Source organism: Roseibium sp. LAB1 (genome assembly GCF_054658235.1).
On record NZ_BAAGIB010000001.1, the window covers coordinates 1,115,956 to 1,136,146 of the forward strand.

Annotated in this window: 21 protein-coding genes; all 21 read right to left on the reverse strand. The window is 58.1% G+C overall.

Features of this window, described 5'->3' with window-relative positions; genetic code table 11:
• Window positions 1-81: 81 nt before the first annotated feature.
• The 21 genes from ACYQ54_RS05285 to ACYQ54_RS05385 all read right to left on the reverse strand — a co-directional run bounded on the left by ACYQ54_RS05285 (window position 82) and on the right by ACYQ54_RS05385 (window position 20,189).
• Window positions 82-456, reverse strand: a complete 375-nt coding sequence (locus ACYQ54_RS05285) for a hypothetical protein (protein WP_460080007.1) — start codon at window positions 454-456, stop codon at window positions 82-84.
• Entirely contained in the window at window positions 435-899 is a 465-nt protein-coding gene (locus ACYQ54_RS05290; protein WP_460080009.1) for a lysozyme, read from the reverse strand. Before ACYQ54_RS05290 ends, ACYQ54_RS05285 begins: the two co-directional genes overlap by 22 nt.
• The gene (locus tag ACYQ54_RS05295) at window positions 889-1,104 is read right to left on the reverse strand and encodes a DUF7940 domain-containing protein (protein WP_460080010.1); all 216 of its coding nucleotides are present in this window, start codon (window positions 1,102-1,104) and stop codon (window positions 889-891) included. The genes ACYQ54_RS05290 and ACYQ54_RS05295 overlap by 11 nt, the downstream gene beginning before the upstream one ends.
• Before the next feature lie 68 nt (window positions 1,105-1,172).
• Complete coding sequence (locus tag ACYQ54_RS05300) at window positions 1,173-1,814, reverse strand: hypothetical protein (protein WP_460080013.1); 642 nt, start codon at window positions 1,812-1,814, stop codon at window positions 1,173-1,175.
• On the reverse strand, window positions 1,814-3,766 hold the full coding sequence (locus tag ACYQ54_RS05305) for a collagen-like domain-containing protein (protein WP_460080014.1): 1,953 nt from the start codon (window positions 3,764-3,766) through the stop codon (window positions 1,814-1,816). The genes ACYQ54_RS05300 and ACYQ54_RS05305 overlap by 1 nt, the downstream gene beginning before the upstream one ends.
• Before the next feature lie 138 nt (window positions 3,767-3,904).
• On the reverse strand, window positions 3,905-4,183 hold the full coding sequence (locus ACYQ54_RS05310; RefSeq protein WP_460080016.1) for a hypothetical protein: 279 nt from the start codon (window positions 4,181-4,183) through the stop codon (window positions 3,905-3,907).
• 261 nt (window positions 4,184-4,444) lie between these two features.
• Complete coding sequence (locus tag ACYQ54_RS05315) at window positions 4,445-6,040, reverse strand: hypothetical protein (RefSeq protein WP_460080017.1); 1,596 nt, start codon at window positions 6,038-6,040, stop codon at window positions 4,445-4,447.
• Window positions 6,006-6,506, reverse strand: a complete 501-nt coding sequence (locus ACYQ54_RS05320; RefSeq protein ID WP_460080019.1) for a virion core protein, T7 gp14 family — start codon at window positions 6,504-6,506, stop codon at window positions 6,006-6,008. The genes ACYQ54_RS05315 and ACYQ54_RS05320 overlap by 35 nt, the downstream gene beginning before the upstream one ends.
• A 3-nt stretch (window positions 6,507-6,509) precedes the next feature.
• On the reverse strand, window positions 6,510-8,942 hold the full coding sequence (locus ACYQ54_RS05325; RefSeq protein ID WP_460080020.1) for a phage tail protein: 2,433 nt from the start codon (window positions 8,940-8,942) through the stop codon (window positions 6,510-6,512).
• Window positions 8,939-9,526: a phage connector family protein gene (locus tag ACYQ54_RS05330; protein ID WP_055655535.1), complete on the reverse strand. Its 588-nt coding sequence runs from the start codon at window positions 9,524-9,526 to the stop codon at window positions 8,939-8,941. Before ACYQ54_RS05330 ends, ACYQ54_RS05325 begins: the two co-directional genes overlap by 4 nt.
• Before the next feature lie 21 nt (window positions 9,527-9,547).
• Window positions 9,548-9,886 carry a hypothetical protein gene (locus tag ACYQ54_RS05335; protein ID WP_460080022.1) on the reverse strand — a complete coding sequence of 113 codons (339 nt, stop codon included), beginning with the start codon at window positions 9,884-9,886 and terminating at the stop codon, window positions 9,548-9,550.
• A gap of 212 nt (window positions 9,887-10,098) precedes the next feature.
• Window positions 10,099-11,136, reverse strand: a complete 1,038-nt coding sequence (locus tag ACYQ54_RS05340) for a hypothetical protein (protein WP_139314137.1) — start codon at window positions 11,134-11,136, stop codon at window positions 10,099-10,101.
• Window positions 11,137-11,875: 739 nt separating this feature from the next.
• On the reverse strand, window positions 11,876-12,661 hold the full coding sequence (locus ACYQ54_RS05345; protein WP_460080024.1) for a hypothetical protein: 786 nt from the start codon (window positions 12,659-12,661) through the stop codon (window positions 11,876-11,878).
• Window positions 12,662-12,752: 91 nt separating this feature from the next.
• A complete protein-coding gene (locus ACYQ54_RS05350) occupies window positions 12,753-13,001 on the reverse strand; it encodes a hypothetical protein (protein ID WP_460080025.1) in 249 nt (82 codons plus the stop codon).
• Window positions 13,002-13,472: 471 nt separating this feature from the next.
• Window positions 13,473-14,318, reverse strand: coding sequence for a hypothetical protein (locus tag ACYQ54_RS05355; protein WP_460080027.1), 846 nt, complete (start codon window positions 14,316-14,318; stop codon window positions 13,473-13,475).
• 13 nt (window positions 14,319-14,331) lie between these two features.
• Window positions 14,332-14,988, reverse strand: coding sequence for a hypothetical protein (locus ACYQ54_RS05360; protein WP_460080028.1), 657 nt, complete (start codon window positions 14,986-14,988; stop codon window positions 14,332-14,334).
• A 203-nt stretch (window positions 14,989-15,191) separates the two neighbouring features.
• Window positions 15,192-16,103: a hypothetical protein gene (locus ACYQ54_RS05365; protein ID WP_460080029.1), complete on the reverse strand. Its 912-nt coding sequence runs from the start codon at window positions 16,101-16,103 to the stop codon at window positions 15,192-15,194.
• 2 nt (window positions 16,104-16,105) lie between these two features.
• On the reverse strand, window positions 16,106-16,420 hold the full coding sequence (locus ACYQ54_RS05370; protein ID WP_460080030.1) for a Bbp19 family protein: 315 nt from the start codon (window positions 16,418-16,420) through the stop codon (window positions 16,106-16,108).
• Complete coding sequence (locus ACYQ54_RS05375; protein WP_460080031.1) at window positions 16,407-18,110, reverse strand: portal protein; 1,704 nt, start codon at window positions 18,108-18,110, stop codon at window positions 16,407-16,409. The genes ACYQ54_RS05370 and ACYQ54_RS05375 overlap by 14 nt, the downstream gene beginning before the upstream one ends.
• A complete protein-coding gene (locus ACYQ54_RS05380; protein WP_006936041.1) occupies window positions 18,110-18,331 on the reverse strand; it encodes a hypothetical protein in 222 nt (73 codons plus the stop codon). Before ACYQ54_RS05380 ends, ACYQ54_RS05375 begins: the two co-directional genes overlap by 1 nt.
• A gap of 325 nt (window positions 18,332-18,656) precedes the next feature.
• Complete coding sequence (locus ACYQ54_RS05385; RefSeq protein ID WP_460080033.1) at window positions 18,657-20,189, reverse strand: hypothetical protein; 1,533 nt, start codon at window positions 20,187-20,189, stop codon at window positions 18,657-18,659.
• Window positions 20,190-20,191: the final 2 nt, after the last annotated feature.

Here is a 20,191-nt window from a genome sequence, read left to right on the forward strand (position 1 = left end):
CAGTCTTCCGGATACCCCGGAAGCTCTTTGGCGGCTTCCACGTGTGCCGAGAGTGCAGCCGCAGACTGCAGCCGCCGTTGTTCATCGGTTACGCAAGCGCTCAAGAAGATCAGGCTGCACAGTGCAACCGTCCTCGACAGTCGAAACATAGTGTTCCAACTCCTGTGCTGTGGCATCCGCTTCCGCGTTGGCCTGATCGATAAGGGAGAGGAAACGCCGGTTTGCCCGTTCCGTGACGACCTTCCGGCGTTTCAGTTCTTCAAGCTGCACCTGGGCTGCGGTCAATTCCGCATCGGCCACATACTCGACAACGGCACGGCGAAGCGCGCTCGACTTGTCGACCGTGTGCCAAACAAAAAAGCCGCCCAGAACGGCGGCAATGGCGAGCGCAGCACACACGGTGCGGCTTTGGAGTATCCAGGCGACCACCGGCATTACCGCAGCCCTTCCAGACATAGCGAATGCTCAGCCGCCCGGCGGTTCACAAGTCCGTGGATCGTCCGGCCGCCTGCCTTGTTGAACCACTTAGCCGCGTTACAGGCCCCGCGCACGTCTCCGGCATCGAGACGCTTGCGCGCTGTCGACCGGCAAAAGCCTCCTACCCCAATGTTGTAGGTGAGACTGACGAACGCGACATAGGACTTTGCTGGAATGGCATCCGGCCGCTTGAGGCACTTTCTCATTCCGGCTTCATGCCGCTGCAACGAGGCCAACAGCATTGCGTCACACTCGACCTTTGTGTGCTTGTCTCCAAGCTTGACGCCGAGCGTTTCGCCATAACAGACGGTTGGAACGCCTACAACGTCCCGGTATGCCGTCAGGCGCAGACCTTCCCAGGCACCGACCAGCGCAATCGCAGCCGCGCCTATGCCGCCGACAAGGCGAGTTTTACGTCCCATCGTTCATGTTCCTTTGTGCGAGAAGTCGGGCCACGAACGCGGCTGACACTGTGAGCACCGACAGGGCAGCGAGTAAGCCCGGCGCAATGAAGTCGCCCAGAAAAGGCAAGGCCACTTCCGCGGCAGAGAGCAGCGCGGCAAGCAGCATAAGACGCACGCTCCAAGCCCTTTGCAGGACCGCGCGCCAGTCTGAAACCAGTTTCATGTCAGGGCCTTTCAGGCATAAAAAAAACCGCCTCAAGGGCGGAGCGTTTTTAGAGCTGGCCGATCCTGTTAGAGCTGCAAGGAACTCTGCCAAAGCGTGTCAACCTCTTCAGGCGTGAACCCGAGGGTTACCGAAAGGGACACAACAAGCGGGTGCGTTCGGTTGAACTCTGCCGCATACTCCCATTCAACTTGCGCCTTTTCACGTTCGGTAGGATCAGCGATGGCGGCAATCGACGTCTCCACCTGAGAGAGAGAACGCCCGGACTGCAGAAGGCCAAGACGGAATTGCCGAGCAGTCAAGGACGGCATCCCTTCGCGAAGCTCTTCGGGCGTCGGGGGCACCCATGCAGGTACGGCATTGCCCGCATCAAGCCAATTGCGCACGGCCAACCTTACCAGATTTTCGTGCGAAAGATCTTTCGGCTCTAGATAGACAGGCTTGTCTTTCAACGCGGCCTCGCCAACAGAATACGCCACTTCCCAAGCTCTCAACCGCAGCGAATATTCGTCCCAGGCCTTATTTACCTGCTTTTGAAAAGCAGCCTTTTGCGCTTCTGTCTTTGGATTAACACCATAGGGGATCTCTTCAATGACCCCATCGGGCCACTGAACCCGAAGCTTTATGATTGCACTCAGTTGCTGAACATCTGTCACTGTGTGGTCAGTATCTGCGTGGGCTTCGATGCCAAGGACTTGGAGAATTTCCATTATGCTACCCGCTGAAAAATTTGGTTTTGATTGCTGTAACTACGACCGCGAGCGCGCCAGGTTCCGGACAATGCAGAGCCCGAACTCATCGAAAAGTCATATTGGTCGAGGCGCCGAACAGTGTAAGCCGCGTTTATGGTCGTGTTAGACGTTCCGTGAGCAGCAAGCACCATTGTGCCAATCGGATAGTTTGTTTCACCCGATGAGCTTCCGTCATAGACCAATCCAACCTTGTGAAATCCCCCGTCGTTCTCTTCCGCGACGAATGCGTTGGCGCTGTCATCCCAACCGAGAAGGCGGTCCGCGCCGCCGCTGTTCGCATCCCTGAAAACAACCCAGGCGTCGCCACTGTTGTCCGTGTTCACGTAGATGTAGCCGGTGGCGTAGACGTGGCCATTGACTGTCAGGCTGCCGCTCACCGTCCCGCTGATATCAGATCGCAGAAGCTGGCTTGGCGTCAGGCCGCCGACGGTGCCAGCGTCGTAGCTGGTTGAACCTTGCGGCCCTTCCGGTCCAGTCGCGCCGACCGGCCCAACATCACCCTTTGCCGCAAGCAGTCCCCAATCATCCGGCGAAATACTCGGGTTCTGACCGATGTTCACCCGCAACGAGATATAGGAAGATCCGTTATAGGTAACCGTTTCATCAGAGTTGTAAGTATCGCCGGAAGACCAGAAGCCACGATAGATCAACCCGGGGTCGCCCTGCGGGCCTTGCGGCCCTTCTGCACCTATTGGCCCCTGCGCGCCGGTATCACCTTTCGGGCCTTGGATGCCTTCCGGGCCTTGCACACCCTGCGGCCCTTCCGGTCCCTGAATGCCCTGCAAGCCTTGCAGGCCGCGTTCCCCTTTGGCGGTGACAATGTCCCATTCGGCCGCAGCATCTTCCGGGGTGACGCCGGTATGAGCCGCCACGCAGATGAAGTAGGACCCGTCATGGCTGACCGTATCCCGCTCGACGTAAGCGGTTGCCACGTTCCACGTTCCACGGTGGTTCAACCCGATGGGACCGGCCGGGCCTTGAATGCCCTGCGGCCCCTGCAAGCCCTGCGGCCCGCGCCCGAAGTTGACGCCCGTCGACCAGACGCCGACATCATTGGAGAGCTTCCAATAAACAATCCCGGCCTCGGTATCGAGAAAGGACGTGTCTTTCGGTTCGGCGTCATAGGCCGCGCGGTCGGCAGTCAAGCCGGTGTAATCCGGGTCAAATGACTTGCCAATCGGCCCCTCTGGCCCCTGCGGGCCTTGCGGACCAATCGGGCCTTGCGAGCCAGTCGGACCGGACGGACCTTCAGGACCGCGCGGGCCTTCCGGCCCCTGAAACCCGGTAGGGCCTCGCGGACCTTCATAGCCGAGCGGCCCGCGTTCCCCCTGAGGCCCCTGCGGACCTGCTGGGCCTTGCGGACCGGCCGGACCCGTTGGGCCTTGGTTGCCAACCGGACCTTTCGGCCCTTGAGCGCCAGGAAGAGACGCGATTTCAAGAACCTGCTGCAGCGTCGGCAAGTCCTGATTATCAGCCGCATCAAGCGCGTTGATCATCCGCCGGCCCTTCAGGTCAAAGCCGCCGTTGACCTCGATCAGCGCCCGGGTTACGACCGACTGCATATTGATCGCCGTTCGGTCCATGGCGCGTTCCATCACCGCCGGGTCAATCTCACCGCCCGCCAGGCTGTAAGGCTGATCGTATTTGCTCACCAGCAAAACCGTAAGCGTTTCCCCTGCCTGCAGAGCGCTGGCGTCAAAGAGCACGGTACCGGTGCCGAAGTTGCCGCCGGTAAAGTGCCAGTTGCCCGGGCTTTGCTGATACTGCCAAACGGTAATCACGCCGGTTGTTGTCCAGTGCGTCACCTGCAAATTGTTCTGGTCGACAAACTGGAAAGGCAAGTCGACACGATCCGTCACGCCGTCGCCCGTGATCTGGGCGCGGCCTTCGGTCAAGGCTGCTACTGTCATAGAGTTACCTGTAAAAAGAGAGATCAGAATTTAGGCCGCAGTCACACAGGCGGCTCCGAAGGGGCACATTCAGGAATGGCATGCTATCCGGACACGAGGCCGGGAACTCAGCAAATGGCAAATAGAGAATTGATAAAATCAAACAAAGCAATGAATTATAATGATAGACAGACGGCTATATTCGAAACGTATTCTGAACCGGAATAAGCTTTGCCAAAATCGTTTTTCGGCTCCCGATACTTTAGCGCAAATCAGTAATCCGCCTTCAAACCAGACTTGTATCGCCAGATCGTAACAATCAACCGGGTTCTGGATTAAGCCATTGTCATACTCGACACTGTCTCCGATCCCGTCCGGCTCGCGCCCAATATGAGCTATGAGCTCTGCCTCGGACATGCCAATCAGATCCTTGCCCATATCAAGAACACTCTCCTCACAGGAGATCGAAAAAACTTTCGCGCTTTCGCTATGTTAGCGCCTGTCCTTGCCAAGCTCGTATTCTCCAGGCCCCATATTATCAATCCCTTCAGAAAGGATGAGCTTGAGATCAAATCGCAACTGCTAGTCTGTAATGTTCGTCCAAAATTTTATCGGCCTGCCCCCCCTGGGCTCCACTCCCAGTCTCGCATAATTTTGCCCCTTCCCGTTTCGCATATGGGTCTCAAAAGATTGAGCCAATTATGGTTTTCCGCTAGACTCTTCTGAAAGCCCTGTCGTTGCGGATGGCAACAATTCGCTTAAAACCTGACTGCTGAAGGCCTTCCATTCCAAGTGACGCCCCCGTTGCTCGAAAGCCTCCTCCAGAGCTTGGCCCGTCGCAGGATCATTGCCTCTTGCCAGCGTCACTGAGGCTTCTTCCGGGCTCAGCCCGTAGTGCTTCGTCAAAATGGTCCATTTTTCAAGCATGACGACAAGGTCGCCTCCCCTGTCCTGCAACAACGCCGGCTGCGGTGCCAACGCCAGAATACCGGCGAGATTTTCATAAGCTCGTTTAATATCCTCCGGATTGCTGCTCATGGTTCCCTTGCGCAAACCGCTGGCATAGGCGTCAGGCAAAATGCCCTTCGTTTCCACAATCCAGCGCGCAAGTGAATCCCGGTCGATCTCGCCATCATCCAGAAAGGTGAAAGCCCGGTCTGCAGTTTTCTGTCGCTGCGGTTCCGGAACATGAGCTTCAGCGGAAAAGAGCCAGTTGGCGGCCTCTATGTTCGCTAAATGCTCTTCTTTGACAACGTCAAGCTGACCGATCAATCGTGATTTCTGCCTCGGCTCAAGCGTGTCGTTAGCTTCGATCTCGGAAGCATCGAACTGGCCAAAACTCGTCTCGATACGGCTCGCAATCCGGTCTGCTTCCCCAGCTGCAGTCGCCGCTCGGCTTTTCGCGGCATTTACCTGCATTCGGCCCAGCGTTTCACCAGGCAGCAGCTTCAGCCGCTCAGCCAGAATCTGGCGGTGGTCGGAAAATACGTCCAAATCGCCAGTACCGGCGACCATCTCATCCACCGGTTTGAAGGCATTGCCTGAACCTCCCGATCTTGCAACCTCTCGCCTTGCAAGTTCGTCTCCGATTGCCGCCAGCAATTCTTCAGGCGGCTTTGTCTCGGCCCACGCTTCGGCGAGGGTTTCGCCAATTTTAATATAGGCTGCTTCCTTGCCCTGGGCCGGCAACGGAGCAGCTCTAATCAGTGTTTTAGCCTGCTCGAACGCTTCTGCCAGACCTTCCGGATTGTCGCGGACTTCCGCCGCCAGCCGAGCACCTTCTTCTTCCAACCCCTGCCGAAAATAGAGTTCGTTTTCAGAAGCCTCTATTGAAGCAAAGCCGTTGATGTAGCGATCCCGCTGCGCCTCGACAGACTGATCGAAAGCGGGACTTGACCTCTCCGGCAGTTCCTTGAGCATCTGCTCCTTTGACTTCTCAAGGTGCGCCATCATGGCCTCGGTGAAGCCGAAGCCGCCCGGCGGTGCCTGCCGCTGCTCCTGTGCAGCCTTTTCCTTCAACTTGGCGTCCAGCTCTCGCTGCGCCTTTTGAACCTGGAAGTCGTCTATCTGCCTGCGTCGTCGGGCTGCTGCAGCTTCAGCAAGGTCACCGACAGCGCCGGCGGACCGGCCAATCTGCTGCCCCAACCCGGCCGTAGCTGCCCCCACCGCAGTGTCAGCGACTACTTGCGGGCTGCCAACACCCGGAAGACTGTCGGTACCATTGAATTTCTGCAATCTCGCCATTGTTAATGCCGCTTTGTCATCTGAAATTAAATGCGCCGTTGTACGCAGCATTACCAAGCGTCGTGAAAGCCTTGGTAACACCGCCCAACATCGCGCTGGTTGCGCTGATACGCCCTGCATGGCGGCTCGAACGAGCCCGCTCCCGGGCCGTTTTCGCCTCGAAGGTCAGGTTGTCCCGCTTGCCTTCCGCGCCATAGCGTATTGCTTCGATGTTTTGAGCAACTTCGAAGGCATTGTCGTCCGCCACGTCAGTCAGCGAACCCGTTTGCGACAACCCGCGTTCGGCTCCGGCAGCGCGATTGAAGCCGAGCGCCCTTTGGTATTTGTCCAGAGTTCGTTTCCGCTCGAAAGAGGCTTGGGTCTGGTTGACTGCCTTCTGGCGGTCGGCCAGTTCTGCCCGTCGTTCGTCCGCCTTTGCCTGGGCATCCGCCTGTTGGCGTGCGCCCTGCGCTTGCACGACGCTGCCGGCAAGCGATCCCGCTACGGAAACCGCAGCCAATATTGCTGGGTGACACATGATTTATGGCTCCGCGTCTCGGCCAAAATTGACGGCCAGGATGGTGCAGGGTTTGCCGCCGCTGGCCATCAGCGTCAGTTGTCCCCCGTCTTCCCATCGCGTTTCGATTGGCTGGTCGAGCACGCCAGTGCGCAAGGGCGCCGGCTCTCCGGCGGGATCCCCCGCACGGTAGTAGATCAGCTCGTCCAGAAAGGTTTCGTCGGCCCCGGCCTTCAGGGTCCCGGTGTCCAGAACCGCGATACCGCAATTGTCGACGCGCATCTTGCGGCCCATGGCTGAACCATCCTGCGCATTGACGGGAAACGGCAACGTCTTGGCCCGCGCCTCCACATTCAGTCCGACCAGGATCTTTTCCGCAGTCTGGTCATTCGGCAGGCTCGCTTCTCCGGCCGTCACGGTTGCCGGATAGTCGGTCCCATCGGCAAAAAGGATCACCTCTTCGCCTTCCAGGTGCTGAAGTCCCGAGACCGTGTTTACCGGCATGCCTTCGTAGCGCGCGCCGCAATCGAGGTGCCACGCATCCTCGATCGCCCCACCCGGAAACGGCCGCTGCATGATTTCGATGTACCGCCGCACCTGTCCGTCGATGGTGCGTTTCACGATCATCCAGACCGTATCCGCTCCAGCACCCGAAAGATCGGCCATACATTCCACGATACCGCCGAAATCGTGCCGCTGCATGCCATAGACCTGCTGCTGACGCTCATAGGTAAACCCGATCCCGAGGCCTTTTTGATCCCACTGCCAGATGACGCTATCGGGATATTGCTGGTAGCAGGCCCCGGAAATACCATCCTGAAACAGATGTGACTGCACCTCGCTCACCGCCTGCGACACCCGGCCATCCGTCCCGAAGTCATAGGCCATTTCGCGCATATCGGTGCCGTAAGGGCCGTAGTAGATCAGAACCGATCCCACCTTGATCGGGCTGACATCATTGGCGCCGAAATTCGTTTCAGGCTTCTGGTCGACGTTCTCCGGCCCATAAGGGTCCTGATCCGTCGCCTTGCCGACGGCACGCACCGCCCGGGTCGTGCCGACAATCAGGTCGTTATCGTCGACCAGCCACTGGATCCGGTTCACCTGTCCGGAAAGAATGCCCGCGGTCACCGCGTCGGATGCCTTCAGGACATGGGATACGGAAAAATTGGTGAAGTCCTCCGTCTGGCTTTCCCAGATCTTCTGTGGTTCCTCGCTGGTGCCCGCGAAGGCGAGCCTGTTCTTGTGCCAGCCGATCGTTTCCGGCCAGCCCGTCGTGCCGGACCATGCCCCCAGTCGCCAGATGCTTTGCGCCTTTGTGTCCTGCAGTGCCTGGCCGAAAAGCTGCACCTTGACTGAGGTTGCCGACTGCCGGCTGTGGATCCGGAACCAGCGCCAGAAACCGTCCGATCCGCGAAATCGGATATGCCGCCCAGCGTCAGACGCCTGAAAGCCGGCACCGCCATTGATCCCCGCAGTGCCTGATGCTGTCAGCGTGAAGGGGCTCTGATCGCCACCTGCCTGGTGAAACACCAGTTGCCCGATTGCGGAATTGTCCGAAGCCGATCCGCCTCCTTGCGTGAAGCTCAGCCTGTAATGGGTAAAGGCAGTCTCGTTGTGAAAATCATATTCCCGCCATTCGTTGGAGGCCCAGGTATCCTGACCGTCCTGCGTATCCAGGATTATCCAGTCGGAACCGTTGTTCGACGCCTCGATGTTCCACTGCCAGGGCATATCGTCGTTCTGGCTGTTGTCACGCGGCGCTTGCAGCATGTAGGCATCGATCACGACGCTGCTGGGAAACTGATACTGCACCCAACCCGTTGCGCCGGATGAAAGCACTGTTTTGCCCTCCGACCGGCTGAACACCTGCCACGCGGAAGCGCTGCCGTTGGAGGCCGACACCACCCCGCTCGGGGCTGTGTTCGATGTCATTTTCGGAACAGCATTGCCCGTGCCGGCCGGTTTCAGGCTCGTCGGCGAGATATTGACATCCAGATAGGGCCCATCCCTGAACGCCATCGGCTCGATCGCCCAGGAAAGTTCCGACAACCGCTTGAGGGCCTGTGGTGCAACGCCGGCACCGGCAATAAACAGCGTATCGGTAGACTGCACGAATTTCAGCCGCGGCAGAACCTCGAAGGAATAAGGCGTCGCAACCTCCACGGTGCCGACCCGCCCCTCGCTGGTGAACACTCGAAACATGTGGTCGCCGAACTCAAGCATGTAATATTGCCCGTTTCCGAACTCGAACGGGATCAGCCAGCCTTGCCGACTGCTGTCCTTCAGCTCTGCAATGAATTTGGTGCCGCCGCGTCGGCGCAGACCGCCGCGTTTCAGGGTCAGGAAATTCCGGCATTCGGCCAGGGAGGACCGGAACAGTTCCAGGTCCGAACGGTAGATCAGCTCCGGGTCGAGTTCGCCCCGGCTGAATGTGGCTTGAAGGTGATAGCTCATCTGTTTGCAATGATATCCAGGTCAATCATGGGCAGCGGCGTGCCCTGCAGGGCGTCGGATGTTCCAGCCTGGTCGAAGGCTTCCCGCGCCGCCTGGCGCAAGGCTTCTGCGCGACTGTTCTTTCCGGTGATTGAATGGGCGCAGCCTGCCGCCAGAAACAGGGCAAACCCGTTCACGAACAGCGGGGCGAATTCGGCCTCCCGCACCACCCGGCGCACATGGCGGAGCGGAAACGGCGGCGGATGATCCGACATGATGCGCTGGCCCACCACTTCGAAGGGAATGATCGTCCCTCCCGGCGATCCGCCAACACTCTGCTGCGGAATGCGAAGCGTGTCGGCCGGCAGCTTGTACTGATAGGCCCAGCGAAACGGCGGTTTTTCGGTTTCCGCAGGCAGGTTCACCAGCTCGATGGCAAAGTCCCAGTCGTGCATGGCCAAATAGGCATCCCGGTGCGCTGCATAATGGTTCCTGAACCAGCGCGACGCCACGGAGGAAAAATCGAAGTCGCGGATGGGCGCTTCCTTCAGATGCGCAAGCGCAAGGTTCGCCATCTCAACGGCTGTGTTGACGGTTCCCGACATGAAATAGTTTCCTTGAAAGGGTCAGGCGGCGGCAAGGTCGCCGGCTTTGGCCTCATAGGCAGCAAGCGCCTGAACAGCCTCGTATTTGTTGGCGGCCTTCACACCGGCATAATCCGCGGCCATGGCCTGCTGGGTCTTCCAGTGCTCCTTCCGCCAACCTTTGGGCAGCGGCTTTTCGGCCCGTGACTGCCTTGCCGCCCTTTGCTTGCGGTTCCAGTCCTCGGCCAGCGCATCGGCCAGGTGTTCCTGCCGCTTTTCGGCCTCGGTTTTGGGTGGGGCGCAACGGGCCAGAAAATCGGCTTCGTGTTGTTCTTCCAGGCGCTGGAGATGCCGCAAGCGGCGCATGATGATCTCGTCCATGTCTGGCCTCTTTTTCGAGAAAATGAAAAAGGGCGGCAAACGCCGCCCGAAGAAGTTTGGCAGGCCCTGACTTGATCAGGCCCGTGAGAGGTCGAACCGACCAAACAAAAAGCCCGCAGGAAAGGCTACGGGCAGAAACGTCGATCGGTGGCAAAAACGCTGGAGTGGATGCCTGCGGTCGCTCGCCTCCAGACTGCCCGCTGGGTACGCCGTCAGATGTTCACCTTCAGGCAGGCCAGCTTCACGTTCTTGCGGTTGTATTTCCGGTCCCAGTTGGCCGCGTTGCGCAGTTCGGCCAGGCTCGCGCCCTGGGATTTGGCAAGAGAAGACGCCGTGAAATCCATTCCGGCCGGATGGATCAGCTCGAAACGACGGGTGGTCAGATAGTCGGCGCCACCACCGTCGCCGATGTCCGGATCACGAGTAATTTCGGTGCCCTCGTTGCCGTAGATCGTCGAGCGGCTCGGCACTTCGTCGATATGCATGAAAGCACCCGGTGCGAACAGGAAGCAGGAATATTCGTCCGAATTGGCCCCGGCCGTCACCGGCATCATTTCCGAATGCACCACCATCATGCCGGCGTAGTAAGGCACCTCGAACGGCGCTTCGGACGGTTTCTTGAACTCGATCTTTTCGTCGTCCAGAAGCGTGCCGTAAACGAAGCTGTGCATGGCGATCACGCGCAGGTCGTCCAGGTTTTCACCCATGGTCAACCGGGCCCGGTTGATCGCCTGATAGCTGATGCGGTTGGCAGCCGTCGGCGAACCGACATCGGAATAGATGGAATAGACCATGTCGCCGCTGTCATTGGCGACATTGTCGGCGATCACGCCTTCAGCCGTCGCAATGATGCGCTCTTCCTTGCGGCGTCCCCAATAGGCGCTGATCCGTTCGGCCACCCGGTTCATGGCGCTGTCGCCCCGGCCCGTTGCGGCATAGCTTGCCACCGTCTTGGCACCGTATTTCTTGGCCAGGCGGTGCTTGTAGGCCTTCATGTCACTGGCGGTAATCTTGCTGACACCGATCTTGTTATCGCTGTCGTCAATCACCGTCGGCTCGGCATCATCGAGGTCTTCCCAGTAAGGCACTTCAATCTGGTTGCCACCGGCCTTGAAGCGCTTGCCGATTTCCGGTGCCGGACCGGCCAGAATGCCGGATTTTTCCAGCATGATCAGCTTCGCCGGCTTGTTCTCCGCCATATAGGGGGTAAACACACGCGGGACGACGATGTCAGAAATTTGAGATGTCATTGAATTTCCTTGGGTTTGTGTAAGAGATCAAGTTTGAGCAAGAGGCAAACGAAGCGAGGCATCGCGGACCATTCGGTCACGCCTTCAAAATCGTTTGTTTCACGCTGCGTTTGCCTATGGGGGTGAGAAACAAAAAAACCGGCGCAAGGCCGGGGTATCGGAGCAGCAAATTCGTCTTCGAGTAGCGTTGACATAGAACGCACTTAGCCTCGGGCCCCTCAGACCAGGAACAATTCGGGGTCCCGGCCCGCAGCGAGGATAAGTTTACGCGCAACAGCCGGATTACGGTCCAGCATTTCAGCTTGTTTCTTGAGATCAGGCCGCTTCACGTCGAACGGATTTGCTCCATTTTGAAGCCTCACTCCGGACCATCCATCAGTCCGGGGTTTCACGTTCATTTTCTTTTCGGGTTTGCTCAGTCCCAGAATTTCCCGCGCCTGCTGTCTCGCCTCCTCAGCGAAATCGACACGTCGAAATACATCTGTGCAGGCCAAAAGGCCTGCACACTGAAATCGGAATTGATAAAGGGGTGGAATTTGACGATGCGCTTCGATCGGAAGCCAACCGCGAAGGCAGAGGCACGGCAGTTAGCTGGTTCCGCCTTTCTCATCAGAACAGCCGGAAGTCAGACCGGGCCCATACCGTGAACTTCAAAGCCGTTTCACAGTCCGGGAACCGGCCACACGGCCCCCGGACGAGTGTTCTGCAATTTGGTTTATCAGGTCAATAACCCAGAAGATCAGTCGTTCGAAGAAACCCTCTCGAATGCAAGTCCCGCAGGCCGCATGAAAACCAGAGCCTGCATCTCCAGGCACTGAAGTTGATCGGCGGAGCCGGGTTCGGCGCCGGAATAAACAACCATGGTGTTTTCCTGTGTGCCGTCGTCAGTTCCTGCAAACTCAAAAACCGATGTGCAAGGCGTCTCTAGAATCTTGTCCCGATAGGAAAACTCGAAATCGTCGAACACTGACATTGGCGGGCCGAACTCAACGAGAGTGCCCCGACCATCCTTGACCCTCATCAAATCAAAAATGGATAACCCGAGCGATTGAAAGAATTCTCCTTGTGGCGCAAGAATTTCAGTCAATTCCGTACTCTTCTCGCCACTGCCACCTTCCGAACCCGGTTTCTTGTCCAGATCGAGATTGAGCACGGTAATCGTATTGGAAAGCTGGTAATCCAACGCATCCACCGGAGTGCTGTAATACTCGTTCCGTCCATAGGGCTGATGCGAGATGCCATGGCCTGGAATATCCGGAAACTGCTCCGCATTCTGTTCGATTTCCTCGGGAGAAAAGCCCAGATAGACCACACGGACATCCTCCGTGACCTGCACCTTGAACATTGCGGGATCGAGGCTTGAATTGACATAGCCCTCTATTTCAGACCGAAGAACTTCAGGTTGCTGTTCCCACGGGATGACTGCACCGTCCGCGGCCAGGCAAACCGACGGCAGAGCAATAACCCCCGACACTTTCAGAATTGCCCCAAAGCCTTTGATAAAACGAAAGGTGTTCATTTTCATTCCGGATCCCTTTATATATCATCGCTCTCGAAGAAAGGCATCGAGACGCTGAACAATCAGAATATGTTCATTATTTGTTCCTGATCAACCTTTAATTGAAATTGGCACGAAAACCTCTTCCGAAACCGGCGGACACGATCATCCGGGGTACCCGCAACGGGCTGTTTTCCAGAAGATTCGATTGTTGCCTGCGGGCCGGATTACCGATCTTGACAGATTTGCCATATGTGGTCTCAAGTGATGCTTGTGTTGCCGCCAAGCGCGCCTGAGAATCAGGCAACCCAAGGTTTTTAGCTGCGATATAGACATTGCGAGTGAATTCGTTGACGAGATTTTTCATTAAGTTTATCGCCGCATATCCACTGGTATTTCTTTCCGTTAACGAATTAAAAGCACAGGAAAATTTCTGCACAGAAGAGTGGATACCTTACGATTTCACGATGATCGACGACCTACTCTTGATAAATCGCGCTTATCACAGCGCAAGATGCCAAAAATTAGAGGGAAAAACCTTTGTGTGCCGCGAGAAGTGGCCTGGCTCTGACGATGTCAGTGTTTATCAGGTACACGCAGAGGTATCGGAAACCGGCGACCTGGCCTTCTGGTCTACAGATATTGATCCATCCAGCGAACCGTGGATCATTCCCAGGTGTGAGGAACTCACCAACTAACAGGGCGTCGCTCACCACTGGCTTTCTTCGCGTGTAGCGCCATGCGGGTTGAGCACAAGATCTGCCAGACCAACAATCGAAAACCCGCACCAACGCAACTTGCCCTCATCCTCGCCGCGGCAACTTGAAAAGCCTGCTTGCTACAGCCCGAACAACCGTGGATCCCGCCCTGCCGCGACAATCATTTGCCGTGCTAGCAAGGGATTACTCTCCAGAAGTTGATCTTGTTCTCGAAGGTCAGATTTCTCAAGAAAAAACGGGTTTTGGTTCGATCGCCTTAGTGTTTTTTCTGAACTTGCCATTCCGACATTCGGACTTTTCGAACCAGAGGGAGTTCTGCGAGACATCGGTTGCATTGGCTTGCGGGACGGAACGGGAACCATGAAGGGAGCAGGCACCATTTGCTCTCTGGGAACAGGCCTCTTCTGAAATGGCTCTTGTTCGATCTCGCGATTTAAATCAAAAACTTTCCCTTCAGGACCGTTGAGATCATGTTCCCCAGAACTTTCCCCCTTTCGAAGGTCTTCGATCGAATAACCCCTTTCTAGGGCAGGCCACGCTCTCTCATAAAACTCCCTGGTTTTTTGTTCTGCAATGTCTCCATCATAATTGTTTTTCTGTAATTCTTCATTGAAGATGTCAGCGATCTCTCCCTGAACAATTACTTTCTCAAAATATCCGAATACACTTTCTTGCAATCTTTCGGGAAGAATAGAACGATTATAAAATTCTGTCCTCAGCTTGTTTATTCGTTCCTTAAACTCACCAATCTGTTTGCTATCGACAGGCAGATCGTAAAGCCGGTCTAGGTATTGCGAACGCAGGTATTCCAGCGAACCTTCGTCGACCAGATTACCGGGATTGCCTTCGCGAATGAAAGGTTTGAGCCCATTCTTTTCATTCGGAAAGTAACCTTTTCGAAGAGTGTTTCCACGCCGGTACAAATCGAAAACCGTTTCAACCTCGTTGTCATTCAGATTTTTCATTCAGTTTTACTGCCTATTTTCTAACATCACATATAATCGACTTTGGCCAACCCGAATTCGTCAGGTATTCGTCTCTTTCGAAATCTGCGCCGACAATTTCAAGAATTTTGGGAAAGTTGTTTAGATCAACGCCAAGTTGCTCCCCATAGCTGAGAAGCCGAACAACATTCAGGTAACCAGAGTCAAGATTCTTGTCGAGTTCCAGATAATTCAGAAATCTTTCCTGATTTTCAGAGATATACAACTGAGTTGAATACGCATTCCCCTCGATCATTGAATATTCAATATATCCGCCGATGTAGATACGATTGAGCAAACTTACAATTGTGTCCTCATTCGACTTTCTTAAGATTTCCGGGTTGTCTTTGGAATTGTTGATGGAGAAATTTTCTTCCAACTGGTACACGGCGTCGCAACTTGGCCGGTCATCGCGCCCCTCTACAGTCAATAACGCCAGATAAAACCTGGCCTGCATCGGGCATACGTCGAGATTTTCTTCAGCATACTGGCTTGCCTGTTGGAATTTTCCGTCCGCCATCAATCCAGTTATGGTTTTGACCATATCCATATTGTTTACACAGGCGTAGGAAACAGTGGTTCCAAGGCTTGTCGCGGCCAAAATTGTTGCACCAGCAATAATAAGTCTGCTTAGTCTTGTAAAACGACGCACTGTCGGCTCCCTTCTCAATCACTTCGAATTTTTACCTGGCAAAACCTCTGCCTAGGGTCCAATTTGTTCATGATTTGTTCAGCAGTCAACTGAAAAGTGTATGAGAAAAGTTCACCTACCTAAAAAAGCAGACCTTCCTGCGAACTACGGCTTCAGGAAAACCAAGCCTTAAACCAGTTTGTGGCCATCACTATCAGACCTCGCTACAGCCCGAACAACCGTGGATCCCGCCCCGCCGCGACGATCATCTGCCGCGCCCGCAAGGGGCTGTTTTCCAGAAGGTCCGACTGCTGCCTGAGGTCCGGATTACCGGTCTCGAAGGGGTTGCCGCCCTCCCCACCCGCGCCGAAACCGTTCAGACCGTCTTCCGCAAAGGCGCTGTCGTGGATGAAGGCGAGCAGCTTTACCGCCACGGGGTCCGTCACCTGCTGCAAACCGTCGCTGCTAGCCGTGGTCAGGGCGCCTTTTTCCGCAAACCATCCTGTCAGGTCCACCCCGGCCGTCTTCAGGGTGCTCAGCGCCCGGTCGGCCTTGGCAATGGCGTTCTGATAGCCGTCGCTGTCCGGTTCCCCATATTCCCTGACCAGGGACAGGTGCGCGGCCTCGGCCGCCTGGCCCTGTTTCTGCGCGGCGTCAAAAGCCGCTTCCTCATGGGCGGAAAACTGCTCTGCCATCTTGCCCACCCACCGGTCGTGCAGCTTTTGCGCTGCCTCCGGGTGAAGCCCCGCCTCCTTGAACCAGTCTCCGGCTTCCTGCGCAAAGGCCTGGTCGTAGGGAAAGTTTTCCGGCAGCGCCTCGGGCATCTTGAAGCGATAGCCGTCCTTCGGCGTCCAGCGGCTGGAAACATCGGCATAAAAGGCCGCCTGCTCCTCGCTGCTGGCCTCCTCGCCCGGAACCTGAAGCGCCCCGGACAGTCTGTCTTCCAGCGAGCGATAGCCTTCCAGAATGCCGGCGGTATCGCGCCAGCCATGGCTGGCGGCCATGTCCCGGTCGGCATCGCTCAGGCCGACAATAAAACCTCCACCCTCCGAAGGGCGATGTGCCATACCATCGTGTCCAGAACCGTCGTGCCCGCCGGCCTCCGGTCCTGCTGCCGGCTCAATCGCGTCGTACATCGTCAATATTCCTCGTCAGTTTCGAACTCGGGCAGCATTTCCAGCCGGGCGGCTTCCTGCAGCGCGGTGTGCTCTTCCGGCGGAATGCGGATCATGGACAGGATGCGGGCATAAAGTGCCTTGCGCCCGTCCAGATAACCGCCCGCCCTCGGCTCCAGGTTCACCGGCGGCGCCTGGTAGATGCCGCATTCGGCAGCCAGGTCCGCCAGCACAATTTCGCCGTCCGGGCACAAAAAAACGGACCGATAGGCCCGTTCCAGCACTCCAGCCCGCTCCCGGCGCCGCCGGGCGGCTCGTTTAAGGCTACGCCAGACCATCCAGCCCTCCCTCGCCGCCCAGGGCCTGCAGAAGCGGCGCCCCGTCGCGGGCGATCCGCGCCATGCTTTCGCCGGTCGCAAGCTGCTGCTGTTGCTGCTGCTCGGCTGCCCGTTCCTGCCGCAGTGCTTCCACCTCTTCCGGCCGCCGCCTCAGCTTGGCGGGCAGCCCCAGTGCGCGGCGGGTCAAGTCGTATTCGGCTTCCCGGTCGTGCAGATCCAGAATGGAGGGATCGGCCCCCGCTGCAATGCCGAGATACTCCTGGAAGCCCATGATCGCCTCGAAATGCCCGGCCTCGCGCATCTGGTCGATGGGCGCCGTCGGCGTCAGGGTCACATCGCCCTCCAGCACGCTTTGCGGCGGGGCAAGGGGCGAACCGGGGGCAAAAGCGCCCCTTCGGCCCAGAATGCCGATCTCCCGTTCGAACAAGGCCTCGTTTCCGGCCATGATGTTGGTGGAGAACGGCCCGATCATGTCGGCCATTTCCTTGCGGCGGATATTGGCTTCCGTTGCCGTGCGGCCATTGCCTTCCAGCAGCGTCTGCCACAGGTCGCCATAAAGCCCCACCCGCAGCTTCTCGCGGATGGTCTCGATCTGCGCATCCGCCGCGCCCGGGTTCACCGTGTCGATCATCGGCCGGAACAGCGGCCGGCCCTGCTCGTCGATCAGCCCGGGATTGATCCGGCCGGGGTTGAGGTCAAGCTGGCGCTCCTGCGCATGGGTGGCAATCGGCGGGCGCACCGCCTGCGAACTGGCAATCAGCCCGTCGCGCGCCAGGCTCTGCAGGCTCTTGATGTCGCTCATCAGCTTTGCCTGCGGCGGCGAGCCATAGGGCGACAGCCCGTCCCGGTCCCACCGGCTGATCACCAGCGGATATTCGAAGAAGCCGCCCCGCCGGCATATATGTCCGCTGTCTTCCTCGAAGTGGATGCTCTCGAACCGCGATTTTCTGGTGTCGGTCGCCTGGGCGTGGCCGCCTTCGCGCAGAAAGCAGGCATGCACGAAAGTGTAGTCCGTGTTCTTGCGCTTCGCGTCGGCCGCGTCTTCCTTCACCTTGGGCGACACCTTGCCGGCATATTCCTTCACCGCCTGCCACGCCTTCAACGTGCGCACCCGAAAGAACCCGCAATCGTTGCCCTGGGCATCGATGACCAGGTAAATCTCGTAAAGCGGCACATAGCGGTAGTGAACCGGTGTGCGGATATCGGCCAGGCTGTCCTCGTTTTCGACCGGAAACAGCAAACCCGTTCCCAGTTTCACGGTGGACAGCAGACGCGAGCGGTCGGCCAGCGCAAAGCCGGAACGCCCTGAATACCGCACACGAAACAGGTGATCGCGCACCAGTTCGAAAAACTCCTCGTCTGCCTGGCTGGGCGCCGGCGCAAACGGATCGCCGAAGCCGACCCCATGCCAGGGAAAGCCCTCAGGCATGGTCAGCGAGCCGATGCCGGAGGCAAGCCTGTCCAGCAGCCAGACAGCGGTCGGGTCGTACAGCTTGCGCGACCGGTCCCGGGCGGCAGACCCGCGCAGGGCGCTCATGCCATCCCGGGCGCTCACGCCGCCGGGCCGGTTGAAGGCCCGCTCCATGTCCGGCGCCGTATAGGTGACATAGTCCTGCCAGTCCGCCTCCACCCATTGGCGCTCCGCCCGGGCCGATTGCAGCTCGGTTTTCAGATCGTCGACAATCCCCATCACGCACGCCCCAAAAGTGTGACACCGGGCCGCGAGGCACTGCCGTAATCGGCAACGCCCAGCGGGCCGGTCAGGTTGGTGGCCCGGGTGTTATAGGCGGCGGCCCGGCGCCGGCGCCCGTTTTCCTGCAGGTTGCGCGCCTGCCGCTGCGGGTCGGGTTCGCGCGGCGGCGGCGGTGTCGGTTCCGGGTCCGGCTGCTTGGAGCCTCCCCCACCAAACATGCACATGGGTGGTCCCTTTCTCTCAATGTCTTGAAAACGTGAAATCAGCGCCGCCTGCCGGCACGGCGGCAGCGCCTCAAGGCCGGTCCGCGCAGGCGGCCGGAAAAAGATCGAACGGACGTATCCGGCAGCGCCAAAGCGTTCCTGCCGGCCAAGCCGCAATTTTCCAAAGTACCGGTATGAGGTCTGTTTTAGCCTTGTTTTGACGAAGCGTCCAGCAAGGCCAGATGTCTGAACCTGTTGTTCAGACACGCATTTCCGGAAAGCTCTTGCCACTCAAAGGCTTTTTGAAGCTTCCCGGTTGTGCGCCCGAGGCGGTGTTTTTTCACCGCGCCCCGGTGGCAGCTCCATCCAGCGACGCAGCTTTACCGGGCGATGCGGCAGCCAGCGCCGCCGGAATGTTTCCAGCCGGTGCGGCTGGGGCCTGCCGCGCGGCCCGCCTGCTGTTGTTTGGGATGTGCGCCTGCCACGCCCTGTCCCGAGCCCGGCCGACATTTGCCTGAAAGTCTTCCGTCAGCAAATGGCGCTGTCCGGTCTCGTCGTCATAGGTCAATGTCATGCGCGGGCCGTAGCCGTCCTCGTCCGCCGGGGCCTGCCGCCTGTCCCGGCCGGTCTTGTCATTTGGCATCAGATGCCATTTCGCGGCGCGCACCCCCTGTGCTTTCAGCAGGTCCTCAACGTCCTTGCGCACGTAACCATGGCCGTCTTTTTCAAGATCCGGATAGGCTGTCTCGACCGGATATTTCAATACGGTCCCTTCCGCCTCCGGCGCGAAGGCCGAAAGACCCCACATCTGCTTGAACCGGTAAATCGCATAGTCCCTGGCAGCCTCCTTGTGGCCGCCCAGTTCGACATAGCTTTGCCTGAACAGCCTTTCGTAATCCGCAAGCGCTTCCGCCTCTTCGGCGGCAGTTCTGCCGATCTGCCGATATCGGTCATAGGAACTTTTCCGGGCCAGATCAGAAGATGCAGCCAAACCGGCTGATGCGTCAGCAACATCGGCCGCCGTTGTGGCACTCACGCCGTCCAGCTTGCCGGTGCCCACTTCGGCCCCAACTGCGCCGGCTCCAGCCACGCCGCCTCCAGATTCGCCGTTTTGGCGCGCCTCCTCAAAACCGGGGGCCAGAATGGCGGAAGAGCCTGGCAGAACCGGCTTCTCGCCCAATGGCACTTGCCCGCCATCCATCAGGATGGTTTCAGAAGAAAGACTGTCATCCTCCAGCCGCGGTGCCGTAAGCGGCGCATCTGTCGCCGCCATCGGGGCCGCCGACAACAGTTGCCTGACCTGTCCACGGCGCAGCTCTGCGTCTCTCGTCAGGGTGTCAGTCAATTCTTCGCGTGTTGCGCCGCGGCTTGCGGCCTGCTCCACGGCTCCGCCGGCCTCAAGCGCGTTTTGTATCCCCTGCAGCGCCTGTAAGGCCTCTTCCTCATCCTCGCTGCCGGCAAACGCCCAGTCGATTGCGCTGCCCACCGCGCCTGTCAGCACGTCCCGGCCATAAACGTAGGCGCCAAATGCCTCCGAACCTTCCACGGTTGTAGCAATTTCGGCCATTTTCCGGATCACCAGGTTGTCCGGATAGGCTTCGCCGTAAAGCTGGGTCAAGGCGATAATGTCGTCCAGATTGCCCAGAACGTCCCAGGCCTTTTTCAACGGCCCGACAGGCGTCAGCGAAACGGCCAGGTCGAGGCCCGCCTCCGCTGCCATGGACTTCAGATCGTCCTCTGTAAACTCCAGCCCCAGCTCTCTTGCCGCCTGCGCAAACGGTATGTTCCGCTCGTCCGCACGTGCCTGAACCTTGTTGAAAATCACCGGCGCGGCAAGGCCAAGAACGAAAACCGGCGCGCCTCGACGGAACAAAT